The sequence below is a fragment of the Alistipes sp. An66 genome (assembly GCF_002161445.1).
In the GTDB taxonomy this organism is placed as follows: Bacteria; Bacteroidota; Bacteroidia; order Bacteroidales; family Rikenellaceae; genus Alistipes; species Alistipes cottocaccae.
In genome coordinates, this window is sequence record NZ_NFHT01000007.1 from 110,805 (window position 1) to 136,248 (window position 25,444).

Consider the following 25,444-nt stretch of genomic DNA (forward strand, 5'->3'; position numbering starts at 1 on the left):
CGTCAACTGTTGATTATCAATTTGCCCTTCACTTTGTAGACCGAGACTATATCGCTGACATTCAACAGAATATCGTCATAATGATCCCGATCTCCGGCCACCAGGCGGACTTTTCCCTCCTCGTCGGCGGCCCGAACTATGCGCAAAGTTACAATTTTTTGGCTGACAATCACATATTCTTCACCAGGAATAATTGCATCGCGGTCGACGGCTTTGAGCAGGACGACGGTGCCCGGGGGCAGGCAGGCCCCCATGGCACGTCCGGCATAGCTCATGGCCAGGTCGCAGTCGCCGGCCGGGGGGACGATCAGGTTGGAGGAGGGTTCCAGTCGGTCGAGGATGCCGATTCCCTGTTCGACGTCGACGTCATAGAAGGGGATCTGCGAACCGCGGAGACGCTCGTCGGCGAACATTTGTCCTTCGCCGGTCAGGAGCCAGAGTTTGTCGATCTGTGGGAATTTGGAAACGATGCGGTCCGCCACGTCGAGCGAAATACCGTTGTTACCACGTTTGATCTGGTAGAGGTTCTCGCCCCGTGCCAATCCGATATAACGCGCAAAATAGTTGGTTGACATGTTCGCCCACTTGATCACCGCCTCTATTCTCTGCCAATTATTCTGCTTTTCTCGCATTTTTTTCGTTTATTAAAATTTTTTTTGCATCTTTGCAGTCCCGGTCCCGTAGTTCAATGGATAGAATATAAGATTCCGGTTCTTACGATATGGGTTCGATTCCCGTCGGGACTACAACCAATCACCGCCCCGCTGGCTTCCAGCGGGGTATTTTTTTACGCTCTCCCCCCTTTCCAGCCCATCAAAACACCTCCTGACCACTTCATTCACGCACGGGCCGCACCCGTTTTCGGTTTCGTTTCACCTGCGAGCCGAAACAAAAAGTGCGGATTACCTATTATTTTGCAAAAGTAATAACAAATTTTTTACTGCCAACAAAAATGCCATTTTTGATCGTAAAAATAGCACATTCCAACAAGCGTCTCTGTTGGAAGGGTTTCCGCGACGCAGGGACAAATCTGCGGCCAGAAATCGTCCGAAACAGGCCGGGAGCGCACCCGGAAGCGAATCGAAACCCGAGGGAGCGCAAATGCGACGATTCCGAAGGTCCGCAGCCCGCGCGCCCGACAGCGTAAGCCCCGCACGCAGGAATCCGGACGAGGATCCGGGGAGGGAGTGAAGACGGAAGCCGGGCCGGTTCCGCAACCCCCGGATGGGGGCCTGCGAGATGCTGCGGGACGGGGTCCCGCCGGTCAGAAGGCGAAGCGCATGCCCAGACGGAGGGTAAGCGTCGGCGAGGTGTCCGTGCGCGAGGTGCGCAGTTCCGTATCGGTGAGATAACAGGAGACTTCCGGTTCGAAATAGAGTGCCACGTGGTTTCCGAGCCGATACTGGGCGCCGAGGGCCGCGGCCAGCGACCATTGCAGGGCCTTCTCCCCGACGAATTCGGAGCCCAACCGGGCTGCGACACACTTTTCGACCATTCCGCCGCCGCCGAGATAGGCCGAGAAGGGGCCGCGTTCGACGAATTGCCAGTTCAGACGCAGCGGCACGCCGATGAAATGGAGGGTCTGGCCCACCTCCTCCGAGGAGTACGGCAGCCGGACCTCCGAACGCAGCAGCGTATAGTTCAGTCCGCAGTCGAGCGAGAGTCCGTAAGCGAACTCCCTGCGGAAGGAGAGTCCGAAACTCAACGGCAGATGATGCCGGAACGAACTTTTGTCGTAATCGCGCTCCTGCATGGGCGAGAAGTTGTTTCCGTTTCCGATGAGCGAAACGGCGTCATTGGTTATCACGGAGTAACTTCTCACGGGCGCAGCCTGTAAACCGTTGGCGGCGCCCGTCATGCCACCGGCGGCAAAGAGCGACAGGGAGGATGCGGCCCGCGCCCGCCGGCGGGCGCGGAGGGGTTCCTCGGCGGGCATCGCCGTCCGAGTATCCGCCGTCGTTGTTCCGGGAGTGCGCCGTTCCTTCGCCGCGCTCTTCGCCGCGGCCGTTCCGGGCCGTTCCCCGACCTCGGACGAAATCGCGGTCCGTTCGTCACCGTCCCCGGCCGACGACACCTCCTCCCGATGCGCGGAGACCGTCTCCGGGACCGGACCCGACACCCCGGCCGACTCCTCGGTGCTCCGGACCTCGGCGGCATTTTGCGCCCCAAGTTCCGCAGCCCGGGACGGCTCTGCGGCAAACACAGCGACGGAAGCGTGCCCGACCTCTGCCGAGCGCGTCTTCGCGGCGACGGCCAGCGCCTCGCCCCGGGACGGGTTTCCGACCCCGCCGGCGGAGAGGGCCGCCTGCAAGCCGACGCTCTGCGCAAGGCTCTTCCGGAAGTCATCCGCAGACGACTCCCCTGCCAGCGACGTCTCCCCGGGTATGGCGACCGCGGCGCCGGGCTCCGGCCCTGCCGAAGCGATAACATTCCCATCCACTCGCAACTCCGTCGTCGGCCGCAGCAGAATCTCGCCCGCCACGAGCCCGATCAATACGACAGCGGCAGCCGCGGCGATCCGCAGTCCGTAAATGCGCCATACGTTCTTCCGGGGTTTCGAAACGACCGGTTCCAGGGCGTCGAGATCGCGTTGCAGACGCTCCCACCCGCCTTCCGAGGGCGGGACTTCGGCGTCGCGCAGCGCGTTCCGCACGACATCGGTCCAATCGGTATTCGGTTTCATTGTTTTCAATGCGTCTTCAAATAATCCTTGATCCTGCGGGCCAGGATGTTCCGGGCCCGGAACAGCTGCGAGGAGGAACTTTTCTCGTTGATCCCCAGCATTTGGGCAATCTCCCGATGCGGGAGTCCCTCGATGCAGTAGAGGTTGAAAACCGCGCGGTAACCGTCGGGCAGTTCGCCGACGAAGCGCAGGAGCACGTCGTGCGGCACGCGGGCCACCTCCGCGGGATCGGGATCGGCGATCGTTCCGGCGGCGCGCCCCTCGTCGAGTTCGACGACGCCGAGCCGGTTGCGGTTGCGGAGCCATTCGAGGGCTACGTTCACGGTGATGCGTTCGATCCAGGCGCGCAGGGATCCGGCCCCGCGGTAGGAGAAGCGGTCGAAAGCGCCGTAAATTTTGAGGAAGGCGTCGTGCAGCAGGTCCTCGGCCGTGGCACGCTCCCCGACATAGCGCATGCAGATCGCCAACAACCGGCCGGCGTAGCGGTCATACAGCTCCTTCCGGGCCGCATTGTCGCCCTTTCTGCACCCTTCGGCCAGTATGCGTTCCTCCATTTGCATCGGTAGTTCACCCTATAAATGCGCCCGGGGGCAAAAGACTGCGCGAAGGCGAAAAATTTTTCTTCGCCGCGCAGTATTTCCGCCCCAGGTTCGTTTTAAGAGCGAAAGGTAACACAAAATATGGAAATCATGAAAAAATTCGGTTTATTCCTCCTCGCGGGGATAGTGATGACGCTGGGCTTCGTCTCCTGCAACGATGACGAAGGGGACTACCCGACGAACTACCCGCTCATCACGACGGTCTGCCCGCTCGACGGAGGCGACTACTGCTTCCAGCGCGACAACGGCGACAAGCTCTACCCGAGCGACAAGACGCGGGTCCCGGGCTACCGGCCTGCGGACGACGGCACGAAACAGCGGGCGATCATCTGGTTCTCGCTGCTCAACGAGACGGTCCCGGGCTACCGCTATAATATAGCGCTCTACGCCGTGGAGGAGATCTACACGGGGACGTCGGAGGTCGTGGAGGACGCCGCGCGCCTCGAAGAGCTGGGCGACGCCAGGACGGGCTATACGCTGGGGACGTTCAATCTCTCGCGCGAGTGGCTGACCTTCCATGCGCTCTACGCGGCATACGACAATTCGCGCCACACGTTCACGCTGGCCGTGGACAAGAGCGGCACGACGGAGTTCGAGAACAACGACGAGAAGTACCTCAACGTGGTGGTGCTGCACGATGACGGCGGCGACGCCCGGGGTTACGACCGGGGATACTACGTGTCGTTCGACGTGACGCCGCTGGCCGCGGAGCTCGAAGGCAAAACGGGTATCAACCTGCTGATTCCGACGCGCGAGAACGGCAACATGGAGCTGAAACTCGACCTGCCGCGGGAGGAGTAGCCGCTCCCGGCCGGCAGCCGGTCCGGTCCGCAGACGCTGCGGGCCGGATTTTTTGTATCGGTCGGCGCAGGATTCGCCGAAAAAGCGTATCTTTGTGCCATGTCCATCGTACGCAATACCGAAAGCGATCTCGAATTCGAGAACCGGATCCGTCCGCAGGAGTTGGAGAACTTCGCCGGACAGGAGAAGATCGTCGACAACCTGCGGGTCTTCATCAAGGCGGCGCTCATGCGCGGCGACTCGCTCGACCACGTGCTGCTGCACGGTCCTCCGGGACTGGGCAAGACGACCCTGGCGAACATCATCGCCAACGAGATGGGGGCGCAGCTGCGCGTGACGTCGGGTCCGGTGCTGGACAAGCCGGGGGACCTGGCGGGGCTGCTGACGAACCTCAACCCGGGGGACGTGCTCTTCATCGACGAGATCCACCGGTTGAGCCCGATCGTCGAGGAGTACCTCTACTCGGCGATGGAAGACTTCAAGATCGACATCGTGCTGGACAAGGGTCCCTCGGCGCGTTCGATCCAGATCGAGCTGGCGCCCTTCACCCTGATCGGCGCCACGACGCGCAGCGGACTGCTCACCTCGCCGCTGCGGGCGCGCTTCGGGATCCAGTGTCATCTGGAATACTACGACGCCGGGGTCCTTGCGGGAATCGTGCGGCGTTCGGCGCGGATTCTCGACGTCTCGATCGACGACGATGCAGCGCGCGAGGTGGCCCTGCGTTCGCGCGGCACGCCGCGTATCGCCAACGCGCTGCTGCGGCGCGTGCGGGACTTCGCCATGGTCAAGGGCGAGGGGCATATCGACCTGCCGATCACGCGGGTGGCGCTCTCGGCGCTGAACATCGACTCGCGGGGGCTGGACCACATGGACAACAAGATCCTCGGGACGATCATCGAGAAGTTCAACGGCGGACCCGTGGGTCTGAACACAATCGCCACGGCCGTCGGCGAGGAGGCCGGAACGATCGAGGAGGTTTACGAGCCGTTCCTGATCAAGGAGGGCTTCTTGAAGCGCACCCCGCGGGGCCGCGAGGCGACGCCGCTGGCGTGGGAGCACCTGGGCTTCGGCGCTCCGGGCGGCGGCGACGCGACGCTCTTCTGATCCGGAGGGGGGGGGACAACGCTCTTCTGATCCGGGAGGGGGGGGGCAACGGGCGGAACACGTTTCCCGATCCGCCCCTCCGAACATCCGTCCGCCCCGGCACGCACGGGGCTTTTTCATGGGCAGGCGGACCGCACAACGACATCGAAGAAGGGGCACAGGTGTTCAATATGCGCCCGGAGTCGTTCATTTCGGGAAGCGGAGCTCCTTCCGGGCCTGAATTCCTAAAAAATTTGTCAAAAAATCTAAAAATATTTAGTATTCGCACGATAATTTCCCTATATTTGCCGTTAGTCAGACAGAGATAACCAATACTTCAAAAAAAACGGCAAACAGGATGGATACCAAATCGAAACTCGACGAAGCGGCGCTGCGCTACCACCGCGAAGGGCACCCCGGCAAGATCGGAATCGTGCCCACCAAGCCCTACCAAACCCCCTATGACCTCTCGCTGGCCTACTCGCCGGGCGTGGCGGCACCGTCGCGCGCGATTGCGGCCCGTGCCGACGACGTCTACGAATATACGGGCAAAGGCAACCTCGTTGCCGTGATTTCGAACGGCACGGCCGTACTGGGCCTGGGCAATATCGGCCCGCTGGCCGCCAAACCGGTCATGGAGGGCAAGAGCATGCTCTTCAAGACCTACGCGGGGATCGACGCCTTCGACATCGAGGTCGACGCCACCGACCCCGAGGAGTTCATCCGCGCGGTGAAGGCCATCGCCCCGACCTTCGGGGGCATCAACCTCGAGGACATCAAGGCTCCGGAGTGCTTCGAGATCGAGACGCGGCTGCGCGAGGAGCTGGACATCCCGCTCATGCACGACGACCAGCACGGCACGGCGATCATCTCGTCGGCAGCGCTTCTGAACGGTGCGAAGATCGCCGGGAAGGAGCTTTCGCAGCTGCGCGTGGTGGTCAACGGAGCCGGTGCGGCGGCGATCGCGTGTGCGAAGCTGTTCGTGGCGCTGGGCGTCCGCCACGGCAACGTGACGCTGTGCGACAGCCACGGAGTCGTGACGATCTACCGTTCGGACATCAACCACATGAAACGGGAGTTCGCCACGACGCGCAAGATCTCGACGCTGGCCGAGGCCGTGCAGGACGCCGACGTCTTCCTCGGAGTCTCGAAGGCCGACACGCTGAAACCCGAGATGCTGCGCACGATGGCCCCCAACCCGATCGTCATGGCACTGGCGAATCCCGACCCGGAAATCGCCTACGAAACGGCCATGAATACCCGTCCGGACATCATCTTCGCCACGGGGCGTTCCGACTACCCGAACCAGGTGAACAACGTGCTGGGCTTCCCCTACATCTTCCGCGGGGCGCTGGACGTGCGGGCCTCGAAGATCAACGAGGCGATGAAACTCGCCGCAGCCCATGCACTGGCCGACCTGACGCGCGAGCCGGTTCCGGAATCGGTACGGAAAGCCTATGGCGTGGAACAGATGGAGTTTGGCCGCAGTTACCTGATTCCCAAGCCGCTCGACCCTCGGCTGCTGACCCGGGTCTCGACGGCCGTGGCGCGCGCCGCCGTGGAGTCGGGTGTCGCCCGCCGGCCGATCACCGACTGGGACGCCTACGCGGCGGAGCTGGAACGGAAATACGCCCACCGCTGACCCGCAGCAGGAGAATAAGGAATCGAAAAAGGCCATCGGCAGGAACCGATGGCCTTTTCCGTAACAGGCTCCGACCCGTTCCGCCGGGGCATTGCCCGCTGCGGAAGGAGCCTCAAACGGGCAATGCCTCAAACGGAAGACGCCGCAGACGACATCACGCTCCGTTCATAATTTAGGGTCGCCAGAAAACGATGTCGTCCGGCACACCCAGTTCTTTCCGCATCACGTCAAAGTCCTCTTTTCCGAAGGCCCCGAATTTGTTTTCCTGCGCCTCCCACGCCTCTTGTGCATTGTTCACGGGGATGATGTAATATTCGGTGACACTCCGATCATAGCGCGGCAAGGGGATACCCGTAGTGTCCCTCAAAGCGCGGTATGCCTTGACAAGAATAAAGTCATCGTCATACCCCACTTCATAAACTCCCGCCCCGGTTATTCCCGTATAGGGAGCCTCCACATCTCCCTGCCGATGATAACACACATCCATATCCTCCCTGGTATCGACCGCTATCAGGTAGTAGTTTCCGACCAGATGCCGTTCATATACGAAGCCGCAACCCGACAGCAGGGGCAACAACAAGACGAGGAGCGGGACAACGAGTTTCATGCGCACTATTTTTATGAAAAGGGAGAGCCCCAGTTTATGAAAAGGGAGAGCCTCCATGCATCAAGGGAGAGAACGCGGATGCCATTCCGCCGGGACAGGGGTGGCGGAGCGGCGGCAGGGACGGAGCATCGGGCTTCACCACGGAAGGGACAGCACAAACATCCTATGCGAAGAGGGCGGCAAACTCCGCGGGCGCCATTTTCCGGACCTCGCAGTCGCCGATGCCCACGGGCAGGACGATCCGCAGCATGCCGTCCTCGTTTTTCTTGTCCTTTCCGACTTCCTTCAAGAGGCGTTTTATCTCCACGGGCGGCGTGAGGTCGAACCCCAGGCGCGAAAGTACCTCCGCGATGCGCTGCCGCTCCTCCTCCTTCAACACGCCGAGCTTCACGGCCGCGCCGGCGATCAGCGCCGTACCGACCGCGACGGCTTCGCCGTGGTTCATGCGGTTCGAGGACTTCTCGATGGCGTGGGCCAGCGTATGCCCGAGGTTGAGCTTGCGGCGCTCGCCGGACTCCTTCTCGTCGTACTCCACGATATCGGCCTTGACGCGGATGGCTGCCGAGATGACATCCGAAAGCAGGTCGGTATCGGTGCGGAGCGTCTCGAACGAGGTCTGTTCAATGCGCCCGAAGAGGTCGGCATCGGCGATGATCGCGGCCTTGACCACCTCGGCGAGCCCGGCGCGGAATTCGCGGTCGGGCAGCGAGCGCAGCAGCGAGGGGTCGCAGACGACGAACTGCGGCTGGGTGAAGGTCCCGGCCATGTTCTTGTAACCGTCGACATTCACGCCGTTCTTGCCGCCGACCGAGGCGTCGACCTGTCCCAGCAGGGTCGTGGAGATGAATCCGAACGGCAGCCCGCGCATGTAGGTCGAGGCGGCGAACCCGGCGACGTCGGTGACGATTCCGCCGCCGATTCCGAGCACGAAGGTCGAGCGGTCGACGCCGAGTTCGATGAAGCGGCGGTAGAGGGTCTCGACGGTCTGCAAGGTCTTGATGCTCTCGCCCGTACCGATCAGCACGGAGTCGTATTTGGCCAGCAGCGGGTGGTAGAGGCGGTCGATGGTGGCGTCGGAGACGACGACGACGCGCCCCTGCGGGAGGAGTTCCGGCAATATCTCGGCGGCCGAACCGATGTAGACCTCGCTCTGTTGGCGGACGTTGAATGCGGGTTTCATTATTTAACTTTTTTAAGAAGTAAGCAAATGTAGTATATTTTCCGGAGAAATTGTTACCTTTGCACGACAAAATACATATTTATGCAAAAACTGCGCAACATTGCGATCATCGCCCACGTCGACCACGGGAAGACGACGCTCGTCGACAAGATGATTCTCGCGGGGCACATCCTGCGCGACAACCAGCAGACGGGCGACCTGATTCTGGACAACAACGATCTGGAACGCGAACGGGGGATCACGATCCTCTCGAAGAACGTCTCGGTGATCTACAAGGACTACAAGATCAACATCATCGACACGCCGGGCCACGCCGATTTCGGCGGCGAGGTGGAGCGCGTGCTGAACATGTGCGACGGGGTGCTGCTGCTGGTGGACGCTTTCGAAGGGACGATGCCGCAGACGCGCTTCGTGTTGCAGAAGGCGCTGGCGCTGGGCAAGAAGCCCATCGTGGTGGTCAACAAGGTGGACAAGCCGAACTGCCGTCCGGAGGTGGTCAACGAGCAGGTCTTCGACCTGATGTTCTCGCTCAACGCCACCGAAGAGCAGCTGGACTACAAGACGATCTACGGCTCGGCCAAGCAGGGATGGATGTCGCACAAGTGGAACGAACGCACGGACTCGATCGTGCCGCTGCTCGACGCGATCATCGACGAGATCCCCGAGCCGGCGCAGGTCGAGGGGACGCCGCAGATGCTCATCACGTCGCTCGAATACTCCTCCTACACGGGGCGCATCGCCGTGGGGAAGGTGACGCGCGGTTCGTTGAAGGCGGGCCAGAACGTCACGCTGGCCAAGCGCGACGGCGTGACGATGCAGAAGACGAAGATCCGCGACCTGATGGTCTTCGAGGGTCTGGGCAAGAAGAAGGTCGAGGAGGTTCCGTGCGGGGAGATCTGCGCGATCATGGGCATCGAGGGGTTCGAGATCGGCGACACGATCTGCGACTACGAGAACCCGGAGCCGCTGCCGCCGATCGCCATCGACGAGCCGACGATGTCGATGCTCTTCACGATCAACAACTCGCCGTTCTTCGGCAAGGACGGCAAATACGTCACCTCGCGCCACATCAAGGAGCGTCTGGACCGCGAATTGGAGAAGAACCTCGCGCTGCGCGTGACGCCGGGGCCGTCGGCCGACTCGTTCATCGTCTACGGACGCGGCGTGCTGCACCTCTCGGTGCTCATCGAGACGATGCGCCGCGAGGGCTACGAGTTGCAGGTGGGCCAGCCGCACGTGATCATCAAGGAGATCGGCGGCAAGAAGTGCGAGCCGATCGAGGAGATGACCGTGGACTGCCCGGACGAGTGCTCGGGAACGGTCATCGACCTGGTGACGCGCCGCAAGGGGACGCTCACGAACATGGCTTCGGACGGCGAGCGCACGCGGCTGGAATTCGACATTCCGTCGCGGGGCATCATCGGGCTGCGCTCGAACATGCTCACGGCGACGGCCGGCGAGGCGATCATGACGCACCGCCTGAAAGATTTCGAGCCGTGGGTCGGCGAGATCGAGATGCGGACCAACGGTTCGATCATCTCGGGCGAGACGGGCACGGCCTACGCCTACTCGATCGACAAGTTGCAGGACCGCGGGCGCTTCTTCATCAGCCCGATGGAGCAGGTCTACGAGGGACAGGTCATCGGCGAGCACACGCGGCAGAACGACATCACGGTGAACGTCACCAAGTCGAAGCAGCTGACCAACATGCGGGCCTCGGGTTCGGACGACAAGGCGGTGATCGTGCCGCCGAAGATCTTCACGCTCGAAGAGGCGCTGGAATACATCCAGGACGACGAATACGTGGAGGTTACGCCGCACGCCATGCGTCTGCGGAAGATCCTGCTGAACGAGAACGACCGCAAGCGCGCGGCCAAATAGCGACCGGGGAGGGGTTGGAACGATGAACCATTTCACGCTGTCGCTCGCCACGGGAGCCATTGCCGGCGCGGTGGCCGTCCTGCCGATGGTGGCCCGCAAGGCCTCGGTCCGGAACTGCTGTGCGGTCTTCCTGGCCTACCTCTTCGCCGGGGTGATCGTCTTTTACAGCGACCTGCCCTACCTGCCCTGGTGGGCCGACGGCATGGGCGTGGCGCTGATGCTCACGATCCCCTCGGCGACGATCGGCTCGGGCAAGGAGAACCGGCTGATCCCGATGCTGCTCAACGCCGTGCTGCTGGGCTTCCTCCTCAGCGTCGCGGAGCACTACCTGGGATAGCGGGAGGGGTGATGCGGATAAACACAAAAGAACGGACTTCGGCCCGTTCTTTGTGTTTTCATGCTGTTTTGCGACATACGAAGTATTTTTTTTGTGTTTCCATGCAGTATTGCGGCATCCGAAGCGTTTTTTTCATGAAAACCTCACACTCAAAAAACCAGGAACCATGAAACGACTTCTTCTTTTCCTGTTGCTGCCCTTCACGCTGGGCTCCTGCGACAACGACGACGAATCCCGTACCGAGATCTGGACCATCGCGCCCGAGAAAGGCGTGGCGGGCATCACCATGGGCTTCGGGCACGTCCCGGCCTACATCGTCCGCAAGGGCGAGAACGCCTCGTGGACGACCACGGCGGCCCGGATCGAGGGCTTCACCTTCGAGCGGGGTATCCAGACGACCCTGCGCGTAAGGATCGACCCGATCGCCAACCCGCCTGCCGATGCGTCGGACAAGCGCTATACGATGGAGGAGCTGCTTTCGCGCACTCCCGCCGAGATGCCGGTCGACCCGCTGACGCTCAGCCCCGAATGCGAGGTGCTCGTCGCCTCCGGGCGTCCCGCCGGAGAAGCGTCCGCCTACTGGATCCGGGACTTGCGCTACGGAGAGGATGCGCTGTGGCAAATTTTCCCGTGGGAGATCGAGGGGTTCGGCTTCACGCCCGGGCACGAATATCGGCTGCGGATCCAGCCCGTCGCCCTCTTCGACGAAAGCGCCGCGGCCGACGACGAGAATGGCTGGCGGGTCAAATACCGGTTGAAGGAGACGCTTTCGGACGAAGAGAAGGAATCCGAAGGGCTTCCGGAGTAAATCTCTCGGGAAAAGGCGGCCGAAGCACGGTTTGCCGCCATGTTCCGAGACGACCGTTCCCTACTCTTTCCGCAGGGTTGCGAACGAGAGGATGTGCCATGTGACGCCGACGGCCACGGCCAACAGGGCCAGCTGCGCCCACCACCACGCGTTCACGACGAAGAAGATGCAGTAGAGCAGCGTGGCCCAGAGCAGCATGACGGAGAGGATCTTGGCATGGAGCGGGATGGCGCGGTTTTCGCGGAAGTTGCGGATGTAGGGTCCCAGCCGTCGGTGTGCCAGCAGCCAGGCGTAGAGCCTCGGGGAGGAGCGCACCCAAAGCGCCGCGGCCAGCAGCAGGAAGGGCGTGGTGGGAAGCAGCGGCACGAAGATGCCGACCAGTCCCAGCAGGAGCGACAGCGCTCCGAGCACGACGAACAGTGTTTTCACGACGCAAAAATAGGAAAAGGAGCGTGCCGCAGCAAACGAAAAAGGCACTTTTCGGGGGTCATTTCGTTCCGAAAGTCTTCGAATTTCAGCCTAAAAGTCAAATTTTACCGTTTCGGAACACGCCCGGAGCGATATTTTCGTTAACTTTGTCGGAAAGAGAACCAAAAACACGAGATACGATGAGCAAAATCGGTATTGCCTGCGATCATGCCGGCTATGAAATGAAGGAATTTCTGGTAGGCTACCTCGACGCGATGGGCCACGAGGTGCTGGATTTCGGAACACATTCGCCCGAAAGCGTCGACTATCCCGACTATGCGCACCCGCTGGCCGAAGCCGTGGAGAAGGGTGAAGTGGCATTGGGCGTGGCGTTGTGCGGCTCGGGCGAAGGGATGGCCATCACGCTGAACAAGCACCGGGGTATCCGGGCGGGTCTCTGCTGGGATCCGGAAATCGCGACGCTGATCCGACGCCACAACGATGCGAACGTGATCGTCTTCCCGGCGCGGTTCATCACCAACGACGAAGCGGTGCAGATGCTCGATGCATTCTTTGCGGCGCAGTTCGAGGGGGGCCGCCACGCCAACCGGATCGCCAAGATTCCGGTTCCGGACGAGAAATAAAAAATAAGAAGAATCAGATCTCGAAGACGAAGGGCGAGAGGGCTTTCAGCTCCTCGCCTTTTCCGTGCCCGGCGAAGAGTCCGAAGAGGGCCGAGCCGCTTCCGGACATCGAGGCATAGAGCGCCCCGGCGGCAAGCAGTTGCTCCTTGACAGCCCGGATCGCGGGGTGCGCCGCGAAGACCGACTCCTCGAAATCGTTGGTCACCACGCCCTGCCACTCCCCGACGGGACGCCGCAAACGTTCGGACAACGGCACCTCCGGCACCCGGGGCCGCACGCCGGCATAGGCCTCACGGGTCGAGACGCTCTCGGCGGGTTTCACCACCACGAGCGTCATGCCGCTCAAATCCAGCGGGAAAGACTCCATCACTTCACCCCGTCCGGTACATAATTGCGGCGTGTTCCTCACGAAGAAGGCCGTATCGCTTCCCAATTCGGCGGCGCGGGCGATCAGCTCCTTCTCGGAGAGCCCCAGCGCGAAGAGTTCGTCGAGCGCCAGCACCACCGCCGTGGCGTCGGACGATCCGCCGCCCAGCCCGGCCCCGAAGGGCACGCGCTTCACCAGCCGGATCCGCACCCCGTCCACGCCGTAGCGGTCGTGCATCAGGCGGAAGGCTTTCAGGCAAATGTTGTCCTCGGCCGCACAATCCACAGCGAGCCCCTCGGCGCGGAACGCCACGCCCGGAGCGTCGGTGCGCACGACCTCCACGTCGTCATACAGCCCCCGCACGGGGAACATCACGGTTTCCAGATCGTGGTAGCCGTCGGCCCGGCGGCACAGGATGTCCAGACCCAAATTTATTTTGCAGTTTGCCCGTAGAATCATACCACAAAGATAGGAATTTTTCTATTTTTGCCGTATGAAATTCCGTACCGAAATCGAACCGGCGCCGCGCTCCGTGCGCATCGGATACGACAACCGCATCCTGACCCTCGGGTCGTGCTTCGCCGCCCACATCGCCGGACGGCTCGCCGCCGCGAAGTTCCGCGTCATTGAAAATCCCTCGGGGATCCTCTTCAACCCGCTCTCGATCGCGGCGGCGATCCGCAGCTATGCCGCCCCCGCAGCCGTCACCCGCGAAGAGCTGGGCTTCGACGGCGAAGTGTGGTATCACTTCGGGTTCCACGGCGACTTCTCGGCCCCGACGGCCGACGAAGCCCTGCGCCGCATGAACGCCGCCCGGCAGGCCGGCGCCGCGGCGCTCCGCACGGCCGACCGCATGATCCTCACCCTCGGCACGGCGTGGGTCTACGAACGCGGAGGGGAGGTCGTCGCCAACTGCCACCGTCGTCCCGCCGCCGAATTTACGAGACGGCGGCTGGATGTCGAGGAGATCGTCGAGACCATTGCCGCACTCCTCGAAGGACCCCTCGCCGGGAAACAGATCCTGCTGACGGTCAGCCCCGTACGGCACCTCGGCGACGGACTCGAAGGGAATGCCGTCAGCAAGGCCACGCTGCGTCTGGCCGTCGAAGAGTTGAAGCAAAGCTTCCGGTGCGTCGACTATTTCCCTGCCTTCGAGATCCTTACCGACGATCTGCGCGACTACCGCTTCTATGCCGGCGATCTGGTCCACCCCGCCCCGCAGGCCATCGCCTATGTCTGGGAGAAGTTCGTCCAGACAGCGCTCGACGACCGCGCCCGGCAGCTGCTTCCCGAAGTCGAGGCGATCGTCGCCGCTGCCGCACACCGGCCCCGAAACCCGCACGGCGAGGCCCACCGCGCCTTCTGCCGCCGACAGCTCGAACGCATTGAGGCCATCCCTGAGGTCGATTTTCAGCGGGAAAGCACGCTTTTCCGACAATGTATCGAAATAAATTCGTAAATTTGCGCGCCATTGACACCGCAACGATGAACACACGTCTCTTTCTGCTCCTCATAGCCGCCCTGACGGCATTCCGGACCGCACCGGCACAGCCCCGGCTGATCGTACAGATCGTAGTCGGCTCGATGCGCGCCGGCGACCTCGACCGCTACGCCGCCAACTTCGGCGAAGGCGGATTCCGACGTCTCACCGAACGCGGTACGGTCTATACCGACGCCCGTTACGACTACCTCCAAACCACGACCCCCGTGTCGCTGGCCACCCTCGCAACGGGTGCCATGCCCTCGACACACGGCGTGATCGGCCCCCGCTGGGTCGACTACACCACCAACCGCATCGTGGAGCTCACCGACGGACGCCAGGGCCCCGGAGCCTATCACCGGATCGCCCCGACGCTGGCCGAAACCCTCCTGCAACAGGCCGAAGGCAGTCAGGCCGTAACGGTCGCCGCCGAGGCCGCATCGGCCGTCGTGATGGCCGGACGCGGCGGCATGGCCTTCTGGCTCGACTCCCTGCGCTGCGACTGGGTGACGTCGCCCTACTACGCCGCCGAACTCCCGGAGTGGATCGTCCGCAGCAACCGCGAACGCTACAACCTCTCCTACATCGGACTCGAATGGCGGTCGCTGCTCGAAAAGGAGCGCTACCTCAACACGCGCCGGAACGACATCGTGCTCTCCGGGCGCAACCCGAAGAAAGACGGGGCGCGCAGCGGTGCGGCTCGGCTGAAACTGACCGGCGACTTCGAACGCATGCTCTACACGCCGGCCGGAAACAGCGCCGTGCTGGGACTCGCCAAACAGGCCATCGCCCAGTACCGCCTCGGCGCCGACGACACGCCCGACCTGCTGAACATCTGTCTCGACACCCCGCGCCGCATCGCCGAAGCGTACGGACCCGAATCGGTCGAGCTCGAGGACATGTACTACCGGCTGGACCGCGATCTGGCAGACTTCCTGACCTTCCTCTTCGCACAGGTCAAGGACCAGAACGCGCTGGTCGTCCTCACGTCGGACCACGGAACCAGCCCCTCCTACGACGCCGGACGGGAAGAGGCCGAACGCTTCAACAGCCGTCAGTTCGAAGTGATCGTCAACGGATTCCTCAACGTCCGTTACGGAACCGGAGACTGGGTCGTGGCATACAGTGACAAATGTCTGTGGCTCAACCACAACCTCATTTACGAGCGGGGATTGAACCTCGCCGAGGTGCAGAACGAGGTGGCTATCTTCGCCATGCAGTTCAGCGGCGTATCCCACGCCCTGGCCGCCTCGGCCATGCGCACGAGCTACTTCGGAAGCGGATACGCCCGCAGGATGCAGAACAGCTTCTATCCGCGCCGCTCGGGCGACGTGATCCTCAACCTGATGCCCGGGTGGATCGAGGTCCGCGACCGCTGCTGGTCGATGTCCGGTTCGATGTACGGGTACGATACCGAGGTGCCGCTCCTCTTCTACGGAAAGGGCGCCGGACCGCTGCGCGTCAACCGCCGCGTGGAGATGACCTCCGTGGCCCCGACCCTCGCCCGGCTGGCCGGGATCCCCGATCCCCCCGCCGCAGAGGGGAACGTGCTGGAAGAGATCGTGGAGCCCTGACCGCCGGATGGTCCGAAAATTGAAAAAACGGCTCTGTAAAATCTGGATTGATATGGACAGCGTACAGGATGAAATCATCGAGGAGTTCTCGGTATTCGACGACTGGCTCGACAAATACGACTACCTGATCGGATTGAGCGAAACGCTACCCCCGATCGCCCCCGAACACCGCACCGAACAGTACCTCATCCAGGGGTGCCAGTCCCGCGTGTGGGTCGACGCTCGCCTCGACGGAGGCCGCGTCTACTTCGCCGCCGACAGCGACGCCATCATCACCAAAGGAATCATCGCTCTGCTGATCCGCGTGCTGAACGGACGCTCCCCGAAGGAGATCCTCGACACCGAACTCTACTTCATCGACGCCATCGGATTGAGCGCAAACCTCTCGCCCACCCGTGCGAACGGACTTCTGGCCATGATCAAGCAGATGCGGCTCTATGCCCTGGCCTTCGAGGCCAAGGCCGAAGCCGGCGAGCACCAAAAAAACGAAACAGCATGACACCCGAAGAGATACTCGAAGTCGAAAAACAGATCGTCGCAACGCTCAAAAACATCTACGACCCGGAGATCCCCGTGAACATCTACGATCTGGGGCTGATCTACGAAATCGACTACACCCCCGACGGCGTGGCCTCGATCCGCATGACCCTCACGGCCCCGAACTGCCCGATGGCCGACATGCTCGTCGAGGATGTCAACATCCAGGTGGCCAAAGTCAAGGGCGTGAAGTCGGTGAACGTCATCCTCACGTTCGACCCCGTCTGGGACAAGAGCATGATGTCCGAAGAGGCGCTGCTCGAACTCAACATGCTCTGACGATGGAGAAGACGAGGATAACGGCCGACGACCCCGCACAGCGCACAATCCGGAGGCTCGAAGCTCGGGCCGGAGAGCACGCCTGCGGCGGGTACCTCGCGGCTCTCGAACCGCTCCGCCGTACCGAAATCCTCACGTCGCTGGTCTTCGACCGCCTCCGCCGCAAGATGCGCATGGTCGAGGCGCTCCGCACCGAGGCCGCCGAAAACTGGAACCAGACCTTCTACCTGCTCTATTTCCGCACGCTCGGCGACCGCCGCAACCAGGAGGCCTACCTCGAACTCGCACGCAGGGTCCCCTACAAGACCGTCCTGCGCGAACGCAGGGTCCCGCACGCCGTCGAGGCGATGCTATTCGGTGCATCGGGGCTGCTCGACCTCTACCGCAACGACGAATACACGCTCAACCTCCGCCGCAACTTCGAACATCTGGCCGCAAAGTACGAAATCCGGCCGCTGGACCCCTCCGTATGGGCTCTGTCGGAGGTGCGTCCCGCCAACCACCCCGTCCTGCGGCTGGCACAGGCCGCGGAGTTCTTCGCACAGGACGAATTCCTCATGGACCGCACCATGGCCTGCCGTTCCGAGGAGGAGGTGCGCACGCTCTTCGGCATCGAAGCCTCGGAGTACTGGCGCACGCACTTCATCCCCGGCGCCGAAAGCGATCCGCGGCCGAAGCGCATCGGAGCCTTCAAGGCAAACATCATCGGCATCAACCTCGTCGTCGTGCTGCAATTCGCCTACGGAAGCTACGTCGCCAACGATCGGCTGCGCGACAGTGCGCTCTCGCTCCTCGAACGCCTCCCGGCCGAGGACAACCGCTACATGCGCGAATGGACGGCGGCCGGCGTGAAGCCCCGCAACGCCTTCGAAAGCCAGGCACTGCTGCAACTCGCCACGGAGTACTGCGCCGCACAGCGCTGCGCCCAATGCCCCGTCGGACGAAGAATCGCCGGAATGTCCCCCGAAAAATGACAAGGCGCCGGGAATCAGAGATTTTGACTTTCCCGGAAAAATAACTACTTTTGCACGTCATCCCGCTTCCGACGGCAATCCCGCAACCCGGAGATCTGCCGTATTTATTGTGCTCACACCCATGCTTTTCAATTCGTTTGAATTCGCGCTCTTTCTCCCGGCCGTCTTCCTGCTCTACTGGTTCGTCTTCAACCGCAACCTGCGCGTGCAGAACCTGTTCGTCGTCGGGGCCAGCTACCTCTTCTACGGATGGTGGGACTGGCGGTTCCTCCTGCTCATCGCATTCACGTCGCTGTGCAGCTACGCCAGCGGACTGATCATCGGGCACTACCGCCAGCAGGGAAAAAGACGATGGGCCCGGGCCGTCAATGCGGGAAACATCCTCCTGAACCTCGCAATCCTCGGCCTCTTCAAGTATTACGACTTCTTCGTGGCATCGTTCGCCGAACTGTTCGGAATCACCGACTACGACAGTCTGTTGCTGCGGATCATCCTGCCCGTCGGCATCTCGTTCTACACCTTCCAGGCCCTGAGCTACTCGATCGACGTCTATCGCGAGAAGCTCCCCCCGACCCGCGACATCGTCGCCTTCTTCGCCTTCATCTCCTTCTTCCCGCAGCTGGTCGCCGGACCCATCGAGCGCGCCACGAACCTCCTGCCGCAATTCCTGCGCCCCCGGACCTTCGACACCGCACAAGCTGTGGACGGACTGCGCCAGGCTTTATGGGGCTTCTTCAAGAAGATCGTCGTCGCAGACAACTGCGCCATCCTCGCCAACAGCATCTTCGAGAACTTCGAAAACCTCTCCGGAGGAGCCCTCATCATCGGCGCCGTAGCCTTCTCGTTCCAGATCTACGGCGACTTCTCGGGATACTCCGACATCGCCATCGGAATCTCGCGGCTCTTCGGATTCAGCCTCATGCGCAACTTCCACTACCCGTACTTCTCCCGCGACATCGCCGAATTCTGGCGCCGTTGGCATATCTCGCTCACCACGTGGTTCCGCGACTACATCTACATCCCGCTGGGCGGAAGCCGCGGATCGAAAGGAATGGTGTTCCGCAACACGCTGATCATCTTCCTCGTCAGCGGATTCTGGCACGGCGCAAACTGGACCTTCGTCGCCTGGGGCGCCTACCATGCGCTGCTCTTCCTGCCGCTGATCCTCTCGGGGCGCAACCGCCGCTACACCGGTGAAATCGCCGCCGGGCGAATCCTCCCGTCGGCCAAAGACGCATGCCGCATGGCCGGAACCTTCTCGCTGGCGGTCGTGGGATGGATCATCTTCCGCGCCGAGACCATCGGCGATGCCTGGCTCTACATCCGGAGGATCTTCTCCCCGGCGATCCTCAACCGCGTAGCCCTCGGCAGCAGCTGCGAATCGCCCGGAATCCATGCAGCCATCGGCGTCGTGATCCTGCTGGCGGTCGAGTGGTTCCAGCGCGCTCGCGAACACGGGCTTCAACTGACCGGCCCGGCCCATATCCGCCGCCGAAGCGTACGATACGCCATCTACTACCTGCTGATCCTGGGCATCTACATCATGCACGCCCAGCAGCAGACGTTCATCTATTTCCAATTCTGACCCCGCCATGAACCGATTCCTGCTACGCATTCTCCGGTTCGCGCTCCCCGCGGCCGTCGCAGCCGTCGGCGCGGAATGGGGGCTGCGGTCCATCCCCCACCAACTCGCATACAAGGCCCGTTACATGGAGGAGCATGCCCCGCAGATCGAAGTCCTCTCGCTGGGACTCTCGCACGCCTTTTACGGACTCGACTTCCACGCCTCGAAGTTCCGGGGGTTCAACCTCGCCTACCACGGACAGCCGCTCGACCGCGATCTGGAATTGTGGGAGAAATACGCCGACCGGCTCACGTCGCTGCGCGCCGTGACGGTCCCGCTCTCGTGTTGGAGCATACACCACCGGCTGCGCAAGGAGGGCGAACAATGGCGCGTACCCTTCTACACGATCAACTACGAACTCCCCGTTCCGTGGTACGCCTTCAAGGAGCGGTGCATCATCGCCTACCCCGCGCAGGCGTTCCGCTATCTGAAACACGCACTCGCGTCGGAAGACTCCCTCGCCGAAGGAAACATTCCACAGGACGAATTCGGATCCTACATGGCACGCCTCGACAACCGGCTCCCGGACTGGGATCAACGCGCGGCCGAAGATGTCGCAAAGAATCATTCGCGCTTCAAGCCGGAGGACATGACCCACAACCGCGAAGTGCTGCGGCACATCGCCGCCGACTGCGCGGAACGCGGCATCCGGGTGGTGCTCTACACCCCGCCGGCCTGGCATACCTACTACGAACACCTCTCCGAAGAGATCGTATCCCTCACCCGGGAGATCGGAACATCGCTGGCCCGGGAATTCCCCAACGTCCGCTATGTGGACCTGTTGAAGGACAGGCGGTTCACGGCCGACGACTTCTTCAACGCCTCGCACCTCAACTACGACCGCGGAGGACGGAAACTCATCCGCATCCTCGACGACGAGATCGCCGAAGACCCTTTGCCTGCAAAATAATTCGAAAAAAACCCGTTCCGGAACCGCTATCCGGATAAAATTCAAAAAATTATTACTATTTTTGTAGGATTTACAACCGAACATGAAAAAATATCAGAAACAGCCATGGATATAGTTGCCAGTATCATCAAAGCCCTCTTCGGCTCGAAAGCCGACAAGGACCGCAAACTGATCGAACCCTATCTGCAAAAGATCAAGGCCGTCTACCCGTCGATCGAAGCCCTCTCCAACGACGAGCTCCGCGCCCGCAGCGAAAACCTCAAAAAGCAGATCGCCGACTTCATCGCCGGGGACGAAGCCCGCATCGTCGAGTTGAAGACCGTGCTCGAAAAGCCCGAAACCTCGCTCGACGAAAAGGAGAAGATCTCCAAGGAGATCGACGAAACGACCAAACGCATCGACGACAAGATCGAGGAGATCCTCGACCGCATCCTCCCCGAGGCGTTCGCCATCATGAAGGACACCGCACGACGCTTCGCGCAGAACGAAACCGTCGTCGTCACGGCCAACGACTTCGACCGCGAACTCGCCGCAACGAAGGATTTCGTCACCATCGACGGCGACAAGGCCATATATGCCACCCACTGGATGGCCGGCGGCAACGACATCAAGTGGGACATGATCCACTACGACGTCCAGCTCTTCGGCGGCGTGGTGCTCCACCAGGGCAAGATCGCCGAAATGGCTACGGGTGAAGGAAAAACCCTCGTCGCCACGCTGCCCGTATTCCTCAATGCCCTGGCACGAAAGGGCGTGCACATGGTCACGGTGAACAACTATCTGGCCAAGCGCGACTCCGAGTGGATGGGCCCGATGTACGAGTTCCACGGATTGTCCGTCGCCTGCATCGACGACACCCAGCCCAACTCCGACGCCCGCCGCAAGGCCTACATGGCCGACATCACCTTCGGTACGAACAACGAGTACGGCTTCGACTACCTGCGCGACAACATGGCCTCCTCGCCCAAGGACCTCGTGCAGCGCAAGCACCACTTCGCCATCGTCGACGAGGTCGACTCGGTGCTGATCGACGACGCCCGCACCCCGCTGATCATCTCCGGACCCGTGCCCAAGGGCGACGACCAGCTGTTTGAGCAGTACTGCCCCTCGATCGACCACCTCTACAACTTGCAGAAGAACCTCGTCACGCAGCTCCTGGCCGAGGCCCGGCAGCTCATCTCGGCCGGAAAGACCGAGGAGGGCGGCATCAAGCTCTACCGCGCGCACAAGGGGCTCCCGAAGTACAAACCCCTGATCAAATACCTCTCGGAGCAGGGTGTCAAGGCCCTCATGCAGAAGACCGAAAACGTCTACATGCAGGACAACAACCGCCGCATGCCCGAGATCACCGACGACCTCTTCTTCGTCATCGACGAGAAGCTCAACTCCGTCGAACTGACCGACAAGGGGCATGAGGTGCTCTCGAAATACTTCAACGAGGACGGCTTCTTCGTCCTGCCCGACATCGGGGCCGAGGTCGCCGAACTCGAAAAGGCAGCCCTCTCGCCCGAAGAGAAGGCCGCAAAGCGCGACGCCGTGATCAACGACTACGCCGTCAAGTCGGAGCGCGTGCATACGGTGATCCAGCTGCTCAAAGCCTTCGCCATGTTCGAGAAGGACATCGAGTACGTCGTCATGGACAACAAGGTCAAGATCGTCGACGAGCAGACCGGACGTATCCTCGAAGGACGCCGCTACTCCGACGGCCTGCACCAGGCCATCGAGGCCAAGGAGCACGTCAAGGTCGAGGCCGCCACGCAGACCTTTGCGACCATCACCTTGCAGAACTACTTCCGCATGTACCACAAGCTGGCCGGTATGACCGGTACGGCCGAAACCGAGGCTTCGGAGTTCTGGAGCATCTACAAACTCGACGTCGTGGTCATCCCCACGAACCGCCCCGTCATCCGCGACGACCGTCAGGACCTCATCTACAAGACCAAGCGCGAAAAGTACAACGCCGTCATCGAGGAGATCGTCCGTCTGGTCGGCGAGGGTCGTCCGGTGCTCGTGGGCACCACCTCGGTGGAGATCTCCGAGCTGTTGAGCCGCATGCTCAAACTCCGCGGAATCAAGCACAACGTCCTCAACGCCAAGCAGCACGCTCTGGAAGCACAGGTCGTCGCCGAAGCCGGACGCTCGGGACAGGTGACCATCGCAACGAACATGGCCGGCCGCGGTACCGACATCAAGCTCACGCCCGAAGTCAAGGAAGCCGGAGGTCTGGCCATCATCGGCACGGAGCGTCACGAAAGCCGCCGTGTCGACCGCCAGCTGCGCGGCCGTGCCGGACGTCAGGGCGACCCCGGATCGTCGCAGTTCTTCGTATCGCTCGAAGACGACCTGATGCGTCTCTTCGGATCGGGGCGCATCGCCACCATGATGGACCGCATGGGGCTGAAAGAGGGCGAGGTCATTCAGGCCGGCATGATGACCAAGGCCATCGAGCGCGCACAGAAGAAGGTCGAGGAGAACAACTTCGGAATCCGAAAGCGCCTGCTCGAATACGACGACGTGATGAACTCCCAGCGTGAGGTCATCTACACCCGCCGCCGCCACGCACTCTACGGCGAGCGCATCGAGATCGACCTGAACAACATCATGTACGACTTCGCCGACAACTTCGTCGAGGAGTGCCGCGGCATCGACTACGAGGAGTTCCGCATGGAGTTGATCCGTCAGGTCGCCGTGGAGCCCGCACTCGACGAGGCCGCTTACGAAAACGCCAAACCCCAGGAGCTGGTCGAGGCCATCGTCAAGGCCCTCAAAGAGGCTTACGCCCGCCGCGCCAAAGCCGTCGCCGACACCGTGCGGCCCGTCATGGAACGCATCTACGAGGACCGCAAGGATCAGCTCGACTCGAACATCTACTTCCCGATCACCGACGGGCATCTCGGGTACAACATCCCCGTGAACCTGCGCAAATGCCAGGAGTCCGACGGCGCCGAGATCTACAAGGTCTTCTCCAAAGTCGTCATGTTCACCACCATCGACGACGCATGGCGCGAGCATCTGCGCGAGATGGACGACCTGCGCCAGAGCGTCCAGAACGCTACCTACGAGCAAAAGGATCCGCTGCTGATCTACAAGTTCGAATCCTTCGGGCTCTTCTCGAAGATGCTCATCAAGGTCAACCGCGAGGTTCTCTCGATCCTCGACAAGGCCTACATCCCCGTCCGCGAGCAGAACGCCGAGGAGGCCAAGCGGCAACAGATGGAGCGCGAACGCCGCGCCAGGGTCGACGTCAACAAGTTGCAGGCATCCCGCATGCAGGCCGCAGCGCAGGCCGGGCAGCAGGAGCGGCAGAAACCCATGCCTCTGCACGTCGAGAAGAAGGTCGGACGAAACGATCCCTGTCCCTGCGGCAGCGGCAAGAAATACAAAAACTGCCACGGCAAAGGGCTTTAAGGGCTTTAAGGGCTTTAAGAAAGCCCTTCTATGGGGGAATGGAAGCTTGACGGGGTTCTGAATCTCCGTTGCCCTACGGGGCTTTAAGAAAACCCTTTTATGGGGGATGGGGCCGCAACGGGGTTCTGGTCGTCAGCGGCCCTGCCAACCCAAACCCGGGATAGAGCCGCAACGGGGTTCTGAATCTCCGTTGCCCCTTTTTGGGGAGAGGCTCCTTCAACCGAATAAAAGTGATCCGGAAGGCCGCGGAAATGCGCCTTCCGGGTCTATTCATAAAACCGACAAACCAAAGACCTATGGGTTATCAGGAAGAGAAACAGCACCAACTCGACCTGCGCTATCTCCGCATGGCGCGCATCTGGGCCGAAAACTCATACTGCGTCCGCCGCAAGGTCGGAGCGCTGATCGTCAAGGACAAGATGATCATCTCCGACGGATACAACGGCACCCCTTCGGGGTTCGAGAACATCTGCGAGGACGAAACCGGAAAAACCAAATCCTACGTCCTCCACGCCGAGGCAAACGCCATCACGAAGGTCGCCAAGTCCGCCAACAACTGCGACGGTTCGACCCTCTACATCACCGCCGCACCCTGCATCGAGTGTTCGAAGCTCATCATCCAGGCCGGAATCCGCCGTGTGGTCTATTCGGACGACTACCGTTCGGAGGAGGGACTCGACCTCCTGCGCCGCGTGGGTATCGAATGCGTGCAGTACAAATCCGACGAACTCGGATAGACCGACGCCGTTCGAAACGCTCCGGAAAGCCCTGCCCTGCGGGGCTTTTACTTTGGAGGAGTGCGGATTCTCCCGGCCCGGAGTTGCAAATCCCGAAGACATGTCGTATCTTGTCCGGAGAAAACCGAAAACCTGTTCGCCATGAAACGGATCGTCATCGTAGGAGCCACCTCCGGACTCGGGCTCGAAACCGCCCGCCTCTGCATCCGCGAAGGGTGGCGCGTCGGTGCCGCAGGGCGTCGGATCGAAGCCCTCGAAGCACTCCGCAACGAAGCCCCCGGACAAGTCGAAATCGAACCCCTGGACATCACCCGCGACGATGCCCCCGAACACCTCGGACGGCTCATCGAACGGCTCGGAGGCATGGATATCTACTTCCATTCGTCCGGAATCGGAAGCCGCAACACCGACCTGAATCCCGAAATCGAACTCGCGACCCTCCGTACCAACGGAGAGGGTTTCGTGCGGATGGTCGTCGCCGCATTCGGGTATTTCCGCAGCCTCGGGGGCGGGCACATCGCCGTCATCAGCTCGATCGCCGGAACCAAAGGGCTCGGATCCGCACCCGCCTACTCGGCTACCAAGCGCATGCAGAACACCTATATCGACGCCCTCGCACAACTCGCCCGCATGGATGGATACGGAATCCGTTTCACGGACATCCGCCCGGGATTCGTCGCAACACCCCTGCTCTCCGAAAAGGGGCACTATCCCATGCTGATGAAGACCGAAAAGGTCGCCCGCAGAATCATGCAGGTGTTGCGCAAACCCCGCAGACGGGTCGTGATCGACCGCCGTTATGCTCTCTTCGTCTTCTTCTGGAAACTGATTCCGCAATGGCTGTGGGAGCGGTTGAAGATCCGACAGAAAGCCTGAAA

24 protein-coding genes and 1 tRNA gene are annotated in these 25,444 nt (G+C 61.7%); 18 read left to right on the forward strand and 7 right to left on the reverse strand.

Features of this window, described 5'->3' with window-relative positions:
* Positions 1-2: 2 nt before the first annotated feature.
* The gene (locus B5G16_RS06700) at positions 3-632 is read right to left on the reverse strand and encodes a hypothetical protein (RefSeq protein WP_087262504.1); all 630 of its coding nucleotides are present in this window, start codon (positions 630-632) and stop codon (positions 3-5) included.
* A 42-nt stretch (positions 633-674) separates the two neighbouring features.
* Here B5G16_RS06700 and B5G16_RS06705 point away from each other — a divergent pair.
* A tRNA-Arg gene (locus B5G16_RS06705) sits at positions 675-746 on the forward strand.
* A 518-nt stretch (positions 747-1,264) separates the two neighbouring features.
* Here B5G16_RS06705 and B5G16_RS06710 read toward each other — a convergent pair.
* Complete coding sequence (locus B5G16_RS06710) at positions 1,265-2,683, reverse strand: hypothetical protein (protein ID WP_087262506.1); 1,419 nt, start codon at positions 2,681-2,683, stop codon at positions 1,265-1,267.
* 5 nt (positions 2,684-2,688) lie between these two features.
* Complete coding sequence (locus B5G16_RS06715) at positions 2,689-3,237, reverse strand: RNA polymerase sigma factor (RefSeq protein ID WP_087262508.1); 549 nt, start codon at positions 3,235-3,237, stop codon at positions 2,689-2,691.
* Positions 3,238-3,372: 135 nt separating this feature from the next.
* Between B5G16_RS06715 and B5G16_RS06720 the strand changes: the two genes are divergently transcribed.
* The 3 genes from B5G16_RS06720 (at position 3,373) to B5G16_RS06730 (ending at position 6,811) form a co-directional block, all read left to right on the forward strand.
* The gene (locus B5G16_RS06720) at positions 3,373-4,083 is read left to right on the forward strand and encodes a NigD1/NigD2 family lipoprotein (RefSeq protein ID WP_087262567.1); all 711 of its coding nucleotides are present in this window, start codon (positions 3,373-3,375) and stop codon (positions 4,081-4,083) included.
* A gap of 99 nt (positions 4,084-4,182) precedes the next feature.
* Positions 4,183-5,190, forward strand: coding sequence for a Holliday junction branch migration DNA helicase RuvB (gene ruvB, locus B5G16_RS06725; protein ID WP_087262510.1), 1,008 nt, complete (start codon positions 4,183-4,185; stop codon positions 5,188-5,190).
* A 337-nt stretch (positions 5,191-5,527) separates the two neighbouring features.
* Complete coding sequence (locus B5G16_RS06730; RefSeq protein WP_087262512.1) at positions 5,528-6,811, forward strand: malic enzyme-like NAD(P)-binding protein; 1,284 nt, start codon at positions 5,528-5,530, stop codon at positions 6,809-6,811.
* A 172-nt stretch (positions 6,812-6,983) separates the two neighbouring features.
* Here B5G16_RS06730 and B5G16_RS06735 read toward each other — a convergent pair whose 3' ends face one another.
* Positions 6,984-7,418: a DUF3997 domain-containing protein gene (locus B5G16_RS06735; protein ID WP_087262571.1), complete on the reverse strand. Its 435-nt coding sequence runs from the start codon at positions 7,416-7,418 to the stop codon at positions 6,984-6,986.
* A gap of 163 nt (positions 7,419-7,581) precedes the next feature.
* Positions 7,582-8,598 carry a 3-dehydroquinate synthase gene (gene aroB, locus B5G16_RS06740; RefSeq protein ID WP_087262514.1) on the reverse strand — a complete coding sequence of 339 codons (1,017 nt, stop codon included), beginning with the start codon at positions 8,596-8,598 and terminating at the stop codon, positions 7,582-7,584.
* 81 nt (positions 8,599-8,679) lie between these two features.
* Here aroB and typA point away from each other — a divergent pair, with 81 nt between their 5' ends.
* The 3 genes from typA to B5G16_RS06755 all read left to right on the forward strand — a co-directional run bounded on the left by typA (position 8,680) and on the right by B5G16_RS06755 (position 11,624).
* Complete coding sequence (gene typA / locus B5G16_RS06745; protein ID WP_087262516.1) at positions 8,680-10,479, forward strand: translational GTPase TypA; 1,800 nt, start codon at positions 8,680-8,682, stop codon at positions 10,477-10,479.
* 22 nt (positions 10,480-10,501) lie between these two features.
* Positions 10,502-10,816, forward strand: coding sequence for a hypothetical protein (locus B5G16_RS06750; RefSeq protein ID WP_087262518.1), 315 nt, complete (start codon positions 10,502-10,504; stop codon positions 10,814-10,816).
* A gap of 166 nt (positions 10,817-10,982) precedes the next feature.
* A complete protein-coding gene (locus B5G16_RS06755) occupies positions 10,983-11,624 on the forward strand; it encodes a DUF4377 domain-containing protein (protein WP_087262520.1) in 642 nt (213 codons plus the stop codon).
* A 60-nt stretch (positions 11,625-11,684) separates the two neighbouring features.
* On the opposite strand, the gene B5G16_RS06760 is transcribed toward B5G16_RS06755, so the two are convergent.
* Complete coding sequence (locus tag B5G16_RS06760) at positions 11,685-12,053, reverse strand: YbaN family protein (protein ID WP_087262573.1); 369 nt, start codon at positions 12,051-12,053, stop codon at positions 11,685-11,687.
* A 179-nt stretch (positions 12,054-12,232) separates the two neighbouring features.
* Between B5G16_RS06760 and rpiB the strand changes: the two genes are divergently transcribed.
* The gene (gene rpiB / locus B5G16_RS06765; RefSeq protein ID WP_087262522.1) at positions 12,233-12,676 is read left to right on the forward strand and encodes a ribose 5-phosphate isomerase B; all 444 of its coding nucleotides are present in this window, start codon (positions 12,233-12,235) and stop codon (positions 12,674-12,676) included.
* A 13-nt stretch (positions 12,677-12,689) separates the two neighbouring features.
* Here rpiB and ispE read toward each other — a convergent pair whose 3' ends face one another.
* On the reverse strand, positions 12,690-13,502 hold the full coding sequence (gene ispE / locus B5G16_RS06770) for a 4-(cytidine 5'-diphospho)-2-C-methyl-D-erythritol kinase (protein WP_087262524.1): 813 nt from the start codon (positions 13,500-13,502) through the stop codon (positions 12,690-12,692).
* Positions 13,503-13,536: 34 nt separating this feature from the next.
* Here ispE and B5G16_RS06775 point away from each other — a divergent pair, with 34 nt between their 5' ends.
* From B5G16_RS06775 to B5G16_RS06820, 10 genes are all read left to right on the forward strand, one after another.
* Positions 13,537-14,502 carry a GSCFA domain-containing protein gene (locus B5G16_RS06775; RefSeq protein WP_087262526.1) on the forward strand — a complete coding sequence of 322 codons (966 nt, stop codon included), beginning with the start codon at positions 13,537-13,539 and terminating at the stop codon, positions 14,500-14,502.
* A 26-nt stretch (positions 14,503-14,528) separates the two neighbouring features.
* Positions 14,529-16,097, forward strand: a complete 1,569-nt coding sequence (locus B5G16_RS06780) for an alkaline phosphatase family protein (protein WP_087262576.1) — start codon at positions 14,529-14,531, stop codon at positions 16,095-16,097.
* A 52-nt stretch (positions 16,098-16,149) separates the two neighbouring features.
* Complete coding sequence (locus B5G16_RS06785; protein WP_087262528.1) at positions 16,150-16,596, forward strand: SufE family protein; 447 nt, start codon at positions 16,150-16,152, stop codon at positions 16,594-16,596.
* Positions 16,593-16,913 (forward strand): metal-sulfur cluster assembly factor, encoded by a 321-nt coding sequence (locus tag B5G16_RS06790; protein ID WP_087262530.1) that lies wholly within the window; start codon positions 16,593-16,595, stop codon positions 16,911-16,913. The genes B5G16_RS06785 and B5G16_RS06790 overlap by 4 nt, the downstream gene beginning before the upstream one ends.
* Positions 16,914-16,915: 2 nt before the next feature.
* Positions 16,916-17,887 (forward strand): DUF2851 family protein, encoded by a 972-nt coding sequence (locus B5G16_RS06795; RefSeq protein ID WP_204228045.1) that lies wholly within the window; start codon positions 16,916-16,918, stop codon positions 17,885-17,887.
* Positions 17,888-18,008: 121 nt separating this feature from the next.
* Positions 18,009-19,472: an MBOAT family O-acyltransferase gene (locus B5G16_RS06800; protein ID WP_087262533.1), complete on the forward strand. Its 1,464-nt coding sequence runs from the start codon at positions 18,009-18,011 to the stop codon at positions 19,470-19,472.
* A 7-nt stretch (positions 19,473-19,479) separates the two neighbouring features.
* Positions 19,480-20,421, forward strand: a complete 942-nt coding sequence (locus tag B5G16_RS06805; protein ID WP_087262535.1) for a hypothetical protein — start codon at positions 19,480-19,482, stop codon at positions 20,419-20,421.
* Positions 20,422-20,526: 105 nt separating this feature from the next.
* On the forward strand, positions 20,527-23,829 hold the full coding sequence (gene secA / locus B5G16_RS06810) for a preprotein translocase subunit SecA (RefSeq protein WP_087262537.1): 3,303 nt from the start codon (positions 20,527-20,529) through the stop codon (positions 23,827-23,829).
* 296 nt (positions 23,830-24,125) lie between these two features.
* Entirely contained in the window at positions 24,126-24,566 is a 441-nt protein-coding gene (locus B5G16_RS06815; RefSeq protein WP_087262539.1) for a deoxycytidylate deaminase, read from the forward strand.
* A gap of 141 nt (positions 24,567-24,707) precedes the next feature.
* Entirely contained in the window at positions 24,708-25,442 is a 735-nt protein-coding gene (locus B5G16_RS06820; RefSeq protein WP_087262542.1) for an SDR family NAD(P)-dependent oxidoreductase, read from the forward strand.
* Positions 25,443-25,444 lie beyond the last annotated feature (2 nt).